The 14,586-nt window shown below is 71.7% G+C and carries 12 protein-coding genes and 2 pseudogenes; 5 read left to right on the top strand and 9 right to left on the bottom strand.

The window, feature by feature from the left end; translation table 11 throughout:
* Positions 1–103 precede the first annotated feature (103 nt).
* Complete coding sequence (locus DVA86_RS33470) at positions 104–1,828, bottom strand: penicillin-binding transpeptidase domain-containing protein (RefSeq protein ID WP_208883929.1); 1,725 nt, start codon at positions 1,826–1,828, stop codon at positions 104–106.
* 153 nt (positions 1,829–1,981) lie between these two features.
* Positions 1,982–3,835, bottom strand: a complete 1,854-nt coding sequence (locus DVA86_RS33465) for a dolichyl-phosphate-mannose--protein mannosyltransferase (protein ID WP_425470956.1) — start codon at positions 3,833–3,835, stop codon at positions 1,982–1,984.
* A 53-nt stretch (positions 3,836–3,888) separates the two neighbouring features.
* Between DVA86_RS33465 and rsmI the strand changes: the two genes are divergently transcribed.
* The 4 genes and pseudogenes from rsmI to DVA86_RS33445 all read left to right on the top strand — a co-directional run bounded on the left by rsmI (position 3,889) and on the right by DVA86_RS33445 (position 6,485).
* Entirely contained in the window at positions 3,889–4,803 is a 915-nt protein-coding gene (rsmI, locus tag DVA86_RS33460) for a 16S rRNA (cytidine(1402)-2'-O)-methyltransferase (protein WP_425470955.1), read from the top strand.
* Positions 4,804–4,947: 144 nt separating this feature from the next.
* Positions 4,948–5,244: pseudogene (locus DVA86_RS33455) on the top strand (hypothetical protein); the annotation flags it as partial.
* Positions 5,245–5,380: 136 nt separating this feature from the next.
* Entirely contained in the window at positions 5,381–6,223 is an 843-nt protein-coding gene (locus DVA86_RS33450; protein ID WP_208883925.1) for a TatD family hydrolase, read from the top strand.
* A 112-nt stretch (positions 6,224–6,335) separates the two neighbouring features.
* The gene (locus tag DVA86_RS33445; protein ID WP_208885644.1) at positions 6,336–6,485 is read left to right on the top strand and encodes a hypothetical protein; all 150 of its coding nucleotides are present in this window, start codon (positions 6,336–6,338) and stop codon (positions 6,483–6,485) included.
* A gap of 40 nt (positions 6,486–6,525) precedes the next feature.
* On the opposite strand, the pseudogene DVA86_RS33440 reads toward DVA86_RS33445, so the two are convergent.
* The 4 genes and pseudogenes from DVA86_RS33440 to DVA86_RS33425 form a co-directional block, all read right to left on the bottom strand.
* Positions 6,526–6,714, bottom strand: a pseudogene (locus tag DVA86_RS33440) (flavodoxin-dependent (E)-4-hydroxy-3-methylbut-2-enyl-diphosphate synthase); the annotation flags it as partial.
* 125 nt (positions 6,715–6,839) lie between these two features.
* The gene (locus tag DVA86_RS33435; protein ID WP_208883923.1) at positions 6,840–8,144 is read right to left on the bottom strand and encodes a M50 family metallopeptidase; all 1,305 of its coding nucleotides are present in this window, start codon (positions 8,142–8,144) and stop codon (positions 6,840–6,842) included.
* Positions 8,141–9,436 (bottom strand): 1-deoxy-D-xylulose-5-phosphate reductoisomerase, encoded by a 1,296-nt coding sequence (gene dxr / locus DVA86_RS33430; protein WP_208883922.1) that lies wholly within the window; start codon positions 9,434–9,436, stop codon positions 8,141–8,143. The genes DVA86_RS33435 and dxr overlap by 4 nt, the downstream gene beginning before the upstream one ends.
* 122 nt (positions 9,437–9,558) lie before the next feature.
* Positions 9,559–10,701 (bottom strand): FAD-dependent monooxygenase, encoded by a 1,143-nt coding sequence (locus tag DVA86_RS33425; RefSeq protein ID WP_208883921.1) that lies wholly within the window; start codon positions 10,699–10,701, stop codon positions 9,559–9,561.
* 169 nt (positions 10,702–10,870) lie between these two features.
* On the opposite strand from DVA86_RS33425, the gene DVA86_RS33420 reads away from it, so the two are divergent.
* Positions 10,871–11,197, top strand: a complete 327-nt coding sequence (locus tag DVA86_RS33420; protein ID WP_208883920.1) for an ArsR/SmtB family transcription factor — start codon at positions 10,871–10,873, stop codon at positions 11,195–11,197.
* On the opposite strand, the gene DVA86_RS33415 is transcribed toward DVA86_RS33420, so the two are convergent.
* From DVA86_RS33415 to DVA86_RS33405, 3 genes are all read right to left on the bottom strand, one after another.
* Positions 11,194–13,101: an acyl-CoA dehydrogenase family protein gene (locus DVA86_RS33415; RefSeq protein ID WP_208883917.1), complete on the bottom strand. Its 1,908-nt coding sequence runs from the start codon at positions 13,099–13,101 to the stop codon at positions 11,194–11,196. The genes DVA86_RS33420 and DVA86_RS33415 overlap by 4 nt on opposite strands.
* Positions 13,102–13,260: 159 nt before the next feature.
* Entirely contained in the window at positions 13,261–13,839 is a 579-nt protein-coding gene (locus DVA86_RS33410) for a DUF4865 family protein (protein ID WP_208883916.1), read from the bottom strand.
* A 111-nt stretch (positions 13,840–13,950) separates the two neighbouring features.
* Positions 13,951–14,550 (bottom strand): TetR/AcrR family transcriptional regulator, encoded by a 600-nt coding sequence (locus tag DVA86_RS33405; protein WP_208883915.1) that lies wholly within the window; start codon positions 14,548–14,550, stop codon positions 13,951–13,953.
* Between the last annotated feature and the right edge of the window lie 36 nt (positions 14,551–14,586).

The raw sequence follows: 14,586 nt of genomic DNA, 5'->3' as shown, positions 1-14,586 counted from the left end.
CGTACGTCCGGGCGGCGCACGCCGCGCAGCGCCCGACACGCAACAGCGGGGCGGCCCGGCCGCGTACGGCCGTTCCGCCCCGCCACACCCGCCGCTGCGCGCGTCAGCCGACGTCCAGCACCTTCCGGACCACCGGCCCGGCGTAGTCGCCGCCGTGCCCGGAGGCCGGGACGACGGCCGATACGGCGATGTCGTCGCGGTACGCCGTGAACCACGCGTTCGGCTTCTTCTGGCCGCCGACCTCCGCCGAGCCCGTCTTCGCGCCGAAGTCGCCGCTCAGCCCGGCCATCGGCTTGGCTGCGGTGCCGCCGGTCGCCGTCGTCTTCATCAACGCCCGCAGGTCACTGACCACCTGCGGCTTCATCGAACGCGGCGCCTTCGCGAGGGTGCGGTCGTCGAGCGACGGCGACACGATGTACGGCTGCTTGAACTCGCCGGACCTCACGGTCGCCGACACGGACGCCATCGTCAGCGGGTTCATCCGTACGCTGCCCTGCCCGATCAGCGACGCGGCCATCTGCGCGTCGGACTGGACGGGCACCTGGCCGTCGAACGTGCTCGTGCCGACCTGCCAGTTGAGGCCGATGCCGAAGACGTCGCGGGCCTCCTTGGTCAGCGAGTCGTCGTCCAGCTCCGGCGCCTGGCTGATGAACGCGGTGTTGCAGGAGCGCGCGAAGCTCTGCGCGAACGTGCCGCCCTTGATGTCGAACTTGTCGTCGTTCTGGAACTTCCAGCCGCCGTACTCGAAGTACTTGGGGCACGGGTGCGCCTTGCCCGGCGCGGCCAGCCCCTTGTCCAGCAGCATCGCGCCGGTGATGACCTTCATGGTGGAGCCGGGCGCGTACGAGCCCTGGAGCGCCGTGTTGAAGCCCTTGGCGGGCGAGTTGGCGACGGCGAGGATCTCGCCGGTGCTGGGCTTGACCGCGACGACCGACGCCTTCGGCTTGTCCGCGATGGCCGCCTCTGCGGCCTTCTGCACGTCCAGGTCCAGCGTCGTCTTGAGGGTGCCGGGCGTGCCCTTGGTCAGGGTGCGCAGCGTCGTCCCGGTGTCCTTGCCCTTGGCGTCGACGATGCGCGTCTCGATGCCGGGGGTGCCGTCCGTCTTGGCGCCGTACCGCTTGCGGAGGTCGTCGAGGATTCCGCTGAGCGAGGGGTGGTCCGACTTGGACAGCTCGGTGCCGTTCTGGTCGACGGCCTTGATCGGCGGCGTGCCCGCCTCGCCGGTCTTCACCGTCTGGCCGTCCTCGAGCTTGGGGTGCAGCACGGACGGTTCCCAGCCGACGACGGCGTCGCCGGTCTTCTTGTCCCGTACGACCTGGAGCGCCGAGTCGTACGACCACGCGTCGCGCCGCTCCCCGTACGCGAGCTGCGCGGTGACCTTGAACGGCACCTCGGACGCGGTGGCTTCGGCCTCCGTGTCGCCCTTGTCACTCTTGGCTGTCTTGTCGGTCTTATCGGCTTTCGTCGCTGCCGGCGTACGCGGCGTGCCCGGGGTGACGGCGACCTTGGACACCTTGGCGTCCTTGCGGAGCGCGGTCAGCGCCTTGAGCGCGGCGGACTTGTCGTCCGTGACGGCGGCGGCCTTACGGGCATCGCCCGAGGACCACGCCTCGAGGAAGCTCTTGGAGGCTTCCTTGACCTCCTCGGCGGACGGCGGCCCCGTCTCGACCTCGTCGGAGTTCTTGCCGTCCGCGGCAGCCGAAACGCTGCCCTTGTCGCCGCTGTTCTCTTCCTCGCCTCCGACGAGGGCGTACACACCGAAACCGGTGGCTCCCACGACGACGGCGGCGACTCCGCCGAGCACCGCCATCCGCTGGCTGTCACGCATCCGAATTCTGAACCTCCACCCCGCCTCCGCCCGCCTGGCCGAGGGTCTCGAGGCACCATAGAGCACGGAAGTGACGGCCTGTGCCCCGGAGTCACCCTTTCGAGGCTCGAAACGGAGTTTCCATGGCTCAATTCGGGGCGGGCGCGGGGCTGTTCAGATCCACGTGTCCAGCCACATCCGTTGCTGCCAGTCGTCGGTGGGGATGGCCTGGCCTGTGTAAAGGGGCCAGAAATAAATGAAGTTCCACGTGATCAGCAGGAACAGAACGCCGGAGCCGACGACTCCGACGAGTCTCCTGCGTTCCGTCACGCCGGGCGGTCCGGCGAGCGCGCCGATCATCATCGTCAGCGCGAGGCAGAGGAACGGCAGGAAGACGACCGCGTAGAAGTAGAAGATCGTCCGCTCCTGATAGAGGAACCAGGGCAGATAGCCGGCCGCCACTCCGCACAGGACGGCGCCCGCGCGCCAGTCGCGCCGGAACAGCCAGCGGTAGAGGACGTACAGCAGCGCGAAGCAGGCAGCCCACCACAGCAGCGGCGTGCCGAGCGCGAGTACCTCGCGGGCGCAGCCGTCGGCGGCGGTGCAGCCGTCCTGGCCGTTCTTGGGCGACTCGTAGAAGTACGAGACGGGGCGGCCGACGACGAGCCAGCTCCACGGGTTGGACTCGTACGTGTGCCCGGAGGTGAGGCCGACGTGGAAGTCGTACACCTCCGACTCGTAGTGCCACAGGCTGCGCAGCGGCCCCGGCAGCCAGCCCCAGGAACCTGCCTGGCCCTCCTTCTCGGCCCAGTCCCGGAAGTAGCCGCCCTGGGTGGCGAACCAGCCGCTCCAGGTGGCGACGTACGTGACGAGCGCCACCGGCACCAGCGACGCGAAGCCGGGCAGCGCGTCCCTGCGGAGCATCGCGAGGAAGGGGCGCCCGGCACCGGCCGTACGGCGCGCGCCCATGTCCCACAGGACGGTGAGCACGCCGAACGCGGCGAGGATGTACAGCCCGTTCCACTTCGTCGCGCAGGCGAGGCCGAGGCAGACGCCGGCGGCGAGGCGCCAGGGGCGCCAGCCGAGGCCGAGCCGCTCGGCGATGCCGGGGTCGGGGGTCGGAGTGACACCGGACGCGGCCTCTTCACCGGGAGCGTCCGGACCGGCCTCGGACGGTGCGTGCCCGGACGGTGCGTCCGCCGAGTGCCGTACGGAGTCGGACGGTGCGTCCGTCGAGTGCCGTACGGCTTCGCTTTCCGCGTCCCTCCGCAGCGCCGCCGCCAGCCGTGCCCGCGCCTTGTCCCGGTCGACGAGCAGGCAGCCGAACGCCGCCAGCACCCAGAACATCAGCACCAGGTCGAGCAGCGCTACCCGGCTCATCACGTAGTGCAGCCCGTCCACCGCCATCAGCGCGCCCGCGAGGCACCCGAGCACGGTGGAGCGGAACAGCCGCCGCCCGATGCGGCACAGCAGGAACACCGACAGCGTCCCGAGCACGGCGGTCATGAAGCGCCAGCCGAACGGTTCGAGCCCGAACAGCCACTCCCCGAGCCCGATGACCCACTTGCCCGCCGGAGGGTGCACGACGTACGAGGGGTCGTCGGAGAGGGGGATCTTCTGCGGGTCGGCGAGGATCAGCTTGTTCGCGTTCTCCGCCCAGTGGCCCTCGTAGCCGTGCTGGTAGAGCGACCAGGCGTCCTTCGCGTAGTACGTCTCGTCGAATATCACCGCGTGCGGCGAGCCCAGGCGCCAGAACCGCAGCACTCCCGCGACCAGCGCCACCAGTGCCGGGCCGCCCCACGCCGCCCACCGCGCGAACCGCCCGGCGGCGTCCGGCGAGAAGCCGAACAGCGCCGCCAGCCGCGGCGAGGGAGGCGCGTACGGCGGCTCCAGCCGCTCCGTCACGCCGGGCCGCGGCCGGGCCACGTAGCCGTACCGGCGCAGCCGCAGCTGCCAGGAGGGCGCGTCGCCCGCGCCCGTACGTCCGCGCTCGACGTCCGGGGCGGTGTCACTGGTCGTCACGGGCACATCGTAGGGAACCGCGCCGGGTGCGCGCGGACTGCCGCTGCGAGGATGTGCCGGTGGACTCCGGAACGCTCGTACTCGCAGGCACTCCCATCGGCGACACCGACGACGCCCCGCCGCGCCTCGGCGCCGAACTCGGCGGCGCGGACATCGTCGCCGCCGAGGACACCCGGCGGCTGCGGCGGCTGACCCAGGCGCTGGGCGTACGCCCGTCGGGCCGCGTCGTGTCGTACTTCGAGGGGAATGAGGCCGCCCGTACGCCAGAGCTGGTCGAGGCGCTCCTCCAGGGCGCGCGGGTGCTGCTGGTCACCGACGCGGGGATGCCGTCCGTGTCCGACCCCGGCTACCGGCTGGTGGCCGCGGCGGTGGAGCACGGCGTACGCGTGACGGCGGTGCCGGGACCATCCGCGGTGCTCACGGCGCTGGCGCTGTCCGGGCTGCCGGTGGACCGCTTCTGCTTCGAGGGCTTCCTGCCGCGCAAGCGCGGCGAACGGCTGTCCCGGCTGCGGGAGGCCGCGGACGAGCGGCGCACCCTCGTCTACTTCGAGTCACCGCACCGGCTCGCCGACGCGCTCTCCGCGATGGCGGAGGTCTTCGGCACGGACCGGCGCGCGGCGGTGTGCCGGGAGCTGACCAAGACGTACGAGGAGGTCAGGCGCGCCCCCCTGGGAGAGCTCGCGGAGTGGGCGGCGGGCGGCGTACGGGGCGAGATCACCGTTGTGGTCGAGGGCGCGCCCGCGTCGGGGCCGTACGGGCCGGGCGGCGGCGGTCCCGCCGAGCTGGCGCGGCTGGTCGCGGTGCGCGAGGAGGCGGGCGAGCGGCGCAAGGAGGCGATCGCGGCGGTGGCGCGGGAGGCGGGGGTGCCGAAGCGGGACGTCTTCGACGCGGTGGTGGCGGCGAAGCGGGAGCCGGTAGACGACCGCGGGCCCGGAAACGGGACGGGCGGGTCAAGCGGCGGGCAAAAGGACTAAGGTGAAAAGTAAAGCCTGAGCCGCAGAGCGGGACGCATTCCCTATAGCCGGACCAAATCTGCCCCAACTGCGCGGAAGACAGCTGCGTTTTCTCCGGCGGAGGAGTCCACTGGGTGTGGGTCCACTGCTCGGAAGGGAGCCGGGATGAAGGACAGCAGCGGCACTGGCGGAGGCACGGCAGGTGGCACCGGCGGAGGCGCCGGAACCGTTCACGAAGCGTACAGCTTCGCCTGTATGAAGTGCGGTTACGGCTGGGAGCAGACCTACGACATAGAGCACCACGTGCCCCCGGACGGAAAGCCTTTCGTGACCTATTACACGGAAGGCCACCGAGTTCCCTCACCGCTCACGAATCCCACATGCGTCAACTGTGACGGGCACGTGCTGCGCATTATGCGTTCGGGGCGGGTGGCCAACGCCGAACAGGCCCTGTCCAAACGCTGACCGCACACACGGCACGGGCACCGCACAGCACAGACCGCACGGCACAGCACCACCGCACAGCACCCGTCACGCCGGATACGGGTACCCCGGCCGGCGGCGACACCGCACGGGGCGCCGAATTACCATCGCGGTCATGCCGAAATCCCCGCAGACGCCCGCGCAGCCGCCGCCGGCACCCGTACCGCTCCGGGTGCCGGTCGCCGACTCGCACACCCACCTCGACATGCAGGACCCGACGGTCGAGGAGGCGGTGGCGCGGGCGGCGGCCGTCGGCGTGGAGACGCTCGTCCAGGTCGGCTGCGACCTGGAGCGTTCGCGCTGGGCCGCCGAGACGGCCGCCGCGTACGACGCGGTGCACGCCACCGTCGCGCTGCACCCCAACGAGGCGCCGCGGATCGCGGCCGACGGCGGCGCGGACGCGCTCGACGCCGCGCTCGACGGGATCGAGAAGCTGGCCGCGCTGCCCCAGGTGCTCGGCGTCGGCGAGACGGGCCTCGATCACTTCCGTACGGGCGAGGAGGGGCGCGCCGCCCAGGAGCGGTCGTTCCGGGCGCACATCGGGATGGCGAAGCGGCTCGGCAAGGCCCTGGTGATCCACGACCGCGACGCGCACGCGGACGTCCTCCGCGTGCTCGCGGAGGAGGGCGCCCCCGAGCGGACGGTGTTCCACTGCTACTCCGGCGACGCGGAGATGGCCGGAGTGTGCGCCGCGCACGGCTGGTTCATGTCCTTCGCCGGGAACGTGACCTTCAAGAACGCGCAGCCGCTGCGCGACGCCCTCGCTGTCGCGCCGCCCGAACTGGTCCTGGTGGAGACCGACGCGCCCTTCCTCACCCCGGCGCCGTACCGCGGACGGCCCAACGCGCCGTATCTCATTCCCGTCACCCTGCGGGCGATGGCGGAGGTCAAGGGGATGACGGAGGACGCGCTGGCGGAGCACGTGGCGGCCAACACGGCGCGCGCTTTCGGCTACTGAGCGGCGGGCCGCGACTGCCCCGCATGGACAACACAGGGTGATCGTACGACTTTGGAGAGTGACCTTCTCTCCGCTACATTCCCGCCCGCCGGTATGCCGTCGCGGGTGGAGTGTGCGCAGTGAGCCAATCTCAGGGGAGCCACCGTGCCGTACGGAGCGGTTGGCGCGGGCGGAGCGGGGGATGGCGGAGGTCAAGGGGATGACGGAGGACGCGCTGGCGGAGCACGTGGCGGCCAACACGGCGCGCGCTTTCGGCTACTGAGCGGCGGGCCGCGACTGCCCCGCATGGACAACACAGGGTCCGACGCCGTCAACTCCGCGATCTGCTGCAACGTCGCACCCACATCCGCGGTCTGCGTCGTCGTCATCGACTGCACGGACACCGGCGCGTCACCACCCACGGCCACCGGCCCCACCTGGATCTTCCGACTCACGCGGCGGTCCGCGAGCTTGATCGGTACGTCCGGCATTCCGAGCGAAATCGCTGTCATCGTGCGTGCAACCCCATGGTGTGAATCGAGGTCCCGAGATCGACGGGCTCCGGCCCCGAGACTACGCCACAAGACCGGTGTGTATGTCGCACTCCTCCGTCCGTGGAGGGGTGCGACATACGGGGTCAACCCGCCAGCCGTACGGGGTTCACCACGTCGGCGATCAGCACCAGCAGCGTGAAGCAGACGAACACGCCCGCCACCACGTACGCCACCGGCATGAGCCGTGCCACGTCGAACGGCCCGGGGTCGGGCCGGCGGAAGACGCGGGCGACGTTCCGGCGTACGGACTCCCACAGCGCGCCGGCCATGTGCCCGCCGTCGAGGGGCAGCAGCGGCAGCATGTTGAACAGGAACAGCGACAGGTTGAATCCGGCGACCAGGAACAGCATCGTCGCGACGCGCTGCTCGGGCGGGATGTCGAGGGAGAAGACCTCGCCGCCGACTCTGGCCGCGCCGACGACGCCCATGGGCGAGTCCTGTTCGCGTTCGGCGTTGCCGAAGGTGGCGTCCCACAGGTCCGGGATCTTGGACGGCAGGTCGATCAGGGCCTCGACGCCGGAGACCATCATGTCGCCCATACGGTCCACGGCCTGCGGGAACGACTGCTCCACGATCCCGCTGGCCGGGGTGAAGCCGAGGAAGCCGGTGGTGACGTACTCGCCCTCGACGTAGCCGCCGCGCCCGTCGAACTTCGCGACCTGGTTCTCCACCAGGTCCGCGTGCAGCATCTTGCGCTGCCCGTCCCGCTCGACGGTGAGGGTGGCGGGCCCGATGGTGTCGCGGATGTCGGCCTGCAGCTCGTCCCACTCGGCGACGGGCTCGCCGTTGAACGCGACGATCTTGTCGCCGGGGCGCATGCCCGCGGCCTTCGCCGGGGAGTCCTTGGCGCCCTCGGTGCACTTGTCGGTGCGCGCGGACGCCTGGATCACGCACTCGGAGACGCTGGAGACGGTGGTGGTGGTCGTGTTGACGCCGAAGGTCAGCAGCACGCCGAGGAAGATCACGACAGCCAGGATCAGGTTCATGAACGGCCCGGCGAACATCACGATGACGCGCTTCCACGGCTTGCGCGTGTAGAACAGCCGCTTCTCGTCGCCCGGTTGGAGCTCCTCGAACGCGGCGGCGCGCGCGTCCTCGATCATCCCCCGGAAGGGCGACGTCGAGCGCTTCCGCAGCGCTCCGTCGTCGCCGGGCGGGAACATGCCGATCATGCGGATGTAGCCGCCGAACGGGATCGCCTTGATGCCGTACTCGGTCTCGCCCTTCTTCCGGGAGAAGATCGTCGGGCCGAAGCCCACCATGTACTGCGGCACCCGGATGCCGAACAGCTTCGCGGTGGAGAGATGGCCGAGCTCGTGCCAGGCGATCGAGAACAGCAGGCCCACGACGAAGACGATTATGCCGAGGATGGTCATGAACGTCGTCATGCGCGCGCCTCCACTACGGCCCGGGCCGCCAGCTCACGGGCGCGGGTGCGCGCCCAGCCCTCGGCCTCCAGGACATCGTCCAGGGTCAGGCCGGTTCCCTCGGAGGCGCCCTGCGCCGTGCTCTCCCCGGTGTGTTCGCCGACCACAGCGGAGACCGTATCGACAATTCCCGTAAACGGCAGTCTGCCGGCGAGGAAGGCGTCGACGCACTCCTCGTTGGCGGCGTTGTAGACGGCGGGCGCGGTGCCGCCGAGCGCCCCCACGTGGCAGGCCAGCGGCACGGACGGGAACGCCTCCTCGTCCAGCGGGAAGAAGTCCCACGACATGGCCTGCGTCCAGTCGAAGACCGGCCCCGCGTCCGGCACCCGGTGCGGCCAGCCCAGGGCCAGCGCGATGGGCAGCCGCATGTCGGGCGGCCCGCACTGGGCCAGCGTCGAGCCGTCGGTGAACTCCACCATCGAGTGGATCGCCGACTGCGGGTGCACAACCACCTGGATACGGTCGAACGGGATGTCGTAGAGCAGGTGCGCCTCGATGACCTCCAGGCCCTTGTTGACCAGGGTCGCGGAGTTCACGGTGATCACCGGGCCCATGTCCCAGGTGGGGTGGGCGAGCGCGTCCTTCGGTGTCACACCGGCCAGTTGGGCCCGCGTACGGCCGCGGAACGGGCCGCCGGACGCCGTGACGAGCAGCTTGCGCACCTCAGGGCGGGTGCCGCCCATCAGCGCCTGGAACAGCGCGGAGTGCTCGGAGTCCACCGGCACGATCTGGCCCGGCGCCGCCAGCTCCCGTACCAGCGGGCCGCCGACGATCAGCGACTCCTTGTTGGCCAGTGCCAGCAGCCGGCCCGCCCTGAGCGCGGCCAGCGTGGGAGCCAGCCCGATGGAGCCGGTGATGCCGTTGAGCACCGTGTGGCACTCGGCCCCGGCCAGCTCGGTGGCGGCGTCCGGCCCGGCCAGCACCTCCGGGATCGGTTCCCCCACGCCGTACTCCGCGCGCAGCGCCTGCCGCAGCTCCACGGCCTTGTCCTCGCGGGCGACGGCGACCGTACGCACCTGCAGCCGGTGCGCCTGCCCGGCGAGCAGCCCGACTCTGCCGCCCGCCGCGGACAGGCCGATCACCCGGAACCGGCCGGGATTGCTCAGCACCACGTCAACGGCCTGTGTGCCGACGGAGCCGGTCGAGCCGAGGATGACGATGTCACGCGGCCCGGCGAGGCTGTCGGGCTCGTCGGGAGCCGCGGCGGCGCCGGCCGGGTACCGCGTGTGCGGGTCAGCGAGGGAGTCGGTCATGCCCCCATTGTGTCTGGTCCGGGGTGCCGCGGCGGACGCTGCCCTCAAGTGGAGCGGATGGCGCGGTGGGGCCACGGCAGCCGCCCCCGCGCGGGGCGTTGGCCGGTCGGTGCGGGCCCGGTCTACCGGTTCGCGGCTTCGCGAGAGGTGATCCGGCTCGTACGGCCGACCGCGCGGCCCACCGCGTTGCGCACCGCGAGGCCCGGCCGGGTGCGGGGCACCAGGAGCCGGGAGAGCAGCCCGACGCGCCGCTGCCGCGGGCCCACTTCACGGCGGAGCCGCGACTCGTAGGCGGCGAAGGCGCGGGCGTGGTCACCGGGACGGCCGGCGAGCTCCTCCGCGAGGGCGTACGCGCCCGCCATCGCCATGCTGGACCCGTCGCCGAGCAGGGCTGTCGCCGCCGCCGCGTCCCCGAGGAGCACGACCCGCCCACGGGACCACGAGGGCACCCGGACGGTGGTGAGGGGGTCGAAGAACGGAGCCGGGTGGTCGAGGAACGCCGCCACGAACTCCGGTGCCCGCCACCGCACGTCCGCGTAGGCGTCGGCCACGGTCCGCTTGTGGAGGGCGGTGTTCTTGCGGTCGTGGGGCGCCGGCGGCGCGGCCCGGAAGGTGAAGATCGCGAGCGGTGTGGTCCGCGAGGGGTGGACGACCAGCATCCGGTTCGGCGCGGTCAGCATCGTCATCTCCTCCGGGTCCTCGATGGCGTCGGGTTCCAGCGGGACGGTCGCGCCGAACAGGCCCAGGTCGCGCGCGAACTGCCGCTCGGGGCCGAACACCAGGCGCCGTACGGTGGAGTGCATCCCGTCGGCACCGACCACCAAGTCGAAGCGGCGCGGCGCGGACCGCCGGAAGGTGACGTCGACGCCGCCCGCGTCCTGGTCGAGAGCGGTGACCGTGTCGTCGAAGAGGAACTCGGCCTCGGTCCGCGCCGACCGGTGGAGCACCTCGGACAGGTCGGCCCGGGTCACCTCGACCGTCGGCGCCTCGTCCGAGGGCAGCGGGAGTCGCAGGATCCGCCTGCCGTCGGGGTCGAGCAGGGTCAGCGACCGGTTGCGGGTGGCGAGCCCGCGGAGCTGCGGAAGGATGCCCATGCGCTCGGCGACCGGGATCGCGGGCCCCTTTACGACGATCGCGCTGCCGCCGGAGCGCAGCTGCCGGGCATGTTCGACGACGGTCGGCCGGTATCCCTTCCGGGAGAGCCAGTACGCGAGTGCGGGCCCCGCGATTCCGGCGCCGACTATCAGCACTTCGGGCTTCTGCATGACATGACCTCTCGGAGTGTCCAGGACCAGGTCTCCGGGCGAGCGCCGGGCCGGTTCTCAGGCAGCGGCGGCAGGGTGCGGCGCGGCCGACCTAGGTACGATCGATTTCGTACCTCAGTGGAGCACGCGCTTCAGGTACGATGCAAGTCGTACCTGAAGGGAGTGCCGCATGGCCGGGAAGGACCTGGTCGGCCCGGAGGCCGACGCACTCGATCTGGGTGCGGTGTTCCGCGCCCTCGCCGACGAGCACCGTCGTTCGGTGATGGCGGAGTTGGCCGCCGACCGCAGCGACAGCGAACGGGGCTGCAACTCGTTCGATCTTCCGATCTCGAAGCAGACCCAGACACACCACTTCCGGGTCCTGCGCGAGGCAGGTCTCATCGACGAGATCGACTACGGCAACCGCAAGGGCATCCGGCTACGGCGCGCGGACGTCGAGCGGAGGTTTCCCGGGTTGCTCGCGCTCCTGGGAGCGGAGCCCCCGGGCGGCACCTAGCGGATCGGCCGGTGCACGTTCTCCCGGCGGGAGGGGCCCGGTGTGGCGTCGGCGATCCACGGGCCCTCGGACGAGGAGTCGATGACGCCCTCCTCCAGCCACGTGTACGAGCCGTTCAGGATGCCGCGGACGACCGACCGGTCGGGTTCGTCGGTGTTGGTCCACAGCCGGCCGAACAGCTCGTCGACGCGGATGCGGGCCTGACGGCAGAAGGCGTCCGCGAGTTGGTGGGCGGACCTGCCGCGCTCGTGGTCGCCCGTGCGGCGGATCTGCTCGGCGCGTACGCAGGCCGCGCTCATCGCGAAGAGTTCGGCGCCGATGTCGACGATGCGGCCGAGGAAGCCCTGCTTCGTCTCCATCTTCCCCTGCCAGCGGGACATCGCGTAGAACGTGGAGCGGGCCAGCTTGCGCGCGGTGCGTTCGACGTACCGCAGGTGCGGGGCGAGGCGGTCGAACTCCGCGTACGAGCCCGGCCGCTGGCCCGGACCCGCGACGAGCTTCGGCAGCCAGCGCGCGTAGAAGCCGCCCGCCGCGAAGGCCGCCTTCCGCTTGTCGGCGAGCGACGCTTCGGGGGCGATCAGGTCGCCCGCGACCGAGAGGTGCGCGTCCACGGCCTCGCGGGCGATGAGCAGGTGCATGATCTCGGTCGAGCCCTCGAAGATGCGGTTGATCCGCATGTCGCGCAGGGCCTGCTCGGCCGGTACGCCCTTCTCGCCGCGTGCCGCGAGCGACGCGGCCGTCTCGAAGCCGCGGCCACCGCGGATCTGGACCAGCTCGTCGACCATGAGCCAGCCCTTCTCGGAGCCGTAGAGTTTGGCGAGGGCGGCCTCGATACGGATGTCGTTCCGGTCCTCGTCGGCCATCTGCGAGGACAGGTCGAGGACCGCCTCCAGCGCGAAGGTGGTCGCGGCGATGAACGACATCTTGGCCCCGACGGCCTCGTGCTCTGCCACCGGCCTCCCCCACTGCACCCGTGCCTCGGTCCACTCGCGGGCCACCTTCAGGCACCACTTGCCGGCGCCGACGCAGGTGGCGGGCAGCGACAGGCGGCCGGTGTTCAGGGTGGTGAGCGCGATCTTCAGGCCGGCACCCTCGGGGCCGATACGGTTCGCCGCCGGCACCCGTACGCGGTGGAAGCGGGTGACGCCGTTCTCCAGCCCGCGCAGCCCCAGGAACTCGTTCCGGTTCTCCACCGTGATGCCGGGTGAATCTCCCTCCACGACGAACGCCGTGATCCCGCCCTTGTGGCCCTCCGACCTGGGCACCCGGGCCATCACGACGAGCAGGTCGGCGACGACGCCGTTGGTCGTCCAGAGCTTCACGCCGTCCAGTACGTAGTCGTCGCCGTCGGGTACGGCGGAGGTCGCGAGCCGCGCCGGGTCGGAGCCCACGTCGGGCTCGGTGAGCAGGAAGGCGGAGATGTCCGTACGGGCGCAGCGCGGCAGGAAGGCGTTCTTCTGCTCCTCGGTGCCGAACAGCTTCAGGGGCTGCGGCACACCGATCGACTGGTGGGCGGAGAGCAGCGCGCCGACGGCCGGGTTGGCGGAGCTGACGAGGGCGAGCGCCTTGTTGTAGTAGACCTGCGAGAGGCCGAGGCCGCCGTACTCCGTGCCGACCTTCATGCCGAGGGCGCCGAGCTCCTTGAGACCGTTGATCACCTCGTCCGGGATGCGCGCCTCGCGCTCGATGCGGGCACCGTCGATCTGCGTCTCGACGAACACCCGGAGCTTGGCGAGGAAGTCCTCGCCGCGGCGCACCGATTCCGGTTCCGGTTCGGGGTGCGGGTGGATGAGGTCGAGCCTGAAGCGGCCGAGGAACAGCTCCTTGGCGAAGCTCGGCTTGCGCCAGTCCTGCTCACGGGCGGCCTCGGCCACCTCACGGGCTTCGCGTTCTGTGACGGTCATGGTGCTCGTTCACCTCGCACTCTCGCAGGCTGCGCGCTACTGACGGGTGCTACTCATCCGTAGTACCCGATACGTGCGACCCGTACCAGCCCCCGCGCGCAGGCGCCGTACGGCGTCCGGGGCGCGTCCGTACGGTGGCCGGGGCCGCCTCCGTACGGATCACGGGTACGGTCCCTCGGACAGGTGCAGCACCTCGTACCGCTCGGCGGGCCCGTGCCCCGCACGGGCCGGGTCCGGCGGCGGCCGGTCGCGGAGCACGAAGCGGACCAGCTCCCAGCGGTACGGATCGAAGCCGAGCGCGGCCGTGTGCACGCCCTCGGCGCGCGCCGTACGCCGCAACTCCTCCGCCGCCGCCCCGAGTTGCGTGTCGAGCGGCACGTCGGCGCGGAGCGTCCGTACGGTGCGTTCCGCGTGGGTGGGCGGCTCCGCGCGCGCGGAGCCGCTTTCGCGGGTGACGCCGTGCCAGTTGCGTACGGCGGGGCGGCCGAAGTCGCCGCAGAGGGCGTCGAATCCGGGTCCGCGGAGGAAGCCGGTCAGGGCCGCCGGGTCGTCCCAGAGGTAGAACGGCGCGTACTGGTTGACGGGCGAGCCCTCCCTGCCGCGCTCCCGGATGACGTACGCCTTCAGGCCGAGCCCTGGGGCGCCGTCGAGCAGGTGGCCACGGGTCGCGACGCGGTGGCGGATGACGCCCATGTCGTAGTCGGCGGGCAGCGTGATCTCGTACTGCATGGCATGCACGGGGCGTGGCCTCCTGAGCGGGGCGCAGGTGCGGAGCGGGTCCGGTGCCGAGGGCTTCCGGTGCTGAGGGCTGAGGACCGAGGGCTGAACGGGTGCGGCTGAGGGCCGGGGCTACGGGCGAGCGCCGCCGGGAGCGGTGGAGAGCGTGCGCAGCAGCGCCAGCAGCCCCTCGACGGCCTGCCCGAACGGCGCGGGGTCGGCGGCCGAGCGGGCGAGCACGTAGCCGCCCTGCACGACGGCGACGATGGCGGCCGCGGTGCCGCGGGCGTCGAGCGCGGGGGCCAGTTCGCCGCTCGCGCGGCCCTCCTCCAGCACCTCGGCCAGCCGTCCGCGCAGCCAGTCGAACGTCTCCTCCAGCGGGCGCCGCAGCTCCGGGTCCGCGACGATGTCCGGGTCCTGCGCCAGCCCGCCGAGTCGGCAGCCGCGCAGCACGGAGCGCTCGCGCAGCAGATACGCCCGTACGCGCTCCAACGCGCCGCCCTCGCCGCCGAGATCCGCCTCCGCGGTCGCACGCATCTGCTCGGCGGACCGGCGGATCGCCGTACGGGCGAGGTCGGGCTTGCCGTCGAAGTGGTGGTACATGCTGCCCTGGCCGGCGCCGGAACGGCGCTGGATGGCCTTGGGGCTGGTGCCGACGTAGCCGCGCTCCCAGAGGAGGTCCTGGGCGGCTTCGATCAGCTTCTCGGCGGTGGTCACCCAGGGATCGTACATACTAGTAGGTACAATCGGCAACGCCCGGCGCGGATG

It is taken from the genome of Streptomyces armeniacus (assembly GCF_003355155.1).
Classification (GTDB): domain Bacteria; phylum Actinomycetota; class Actinomycetes; order Streptomycetales; family Streptomycetaceae; genus Streptomyces; species Streptomyces armeniacus.
This window is presented reverse-complemented; position numbering and strand designations above follow the sequence as displayed.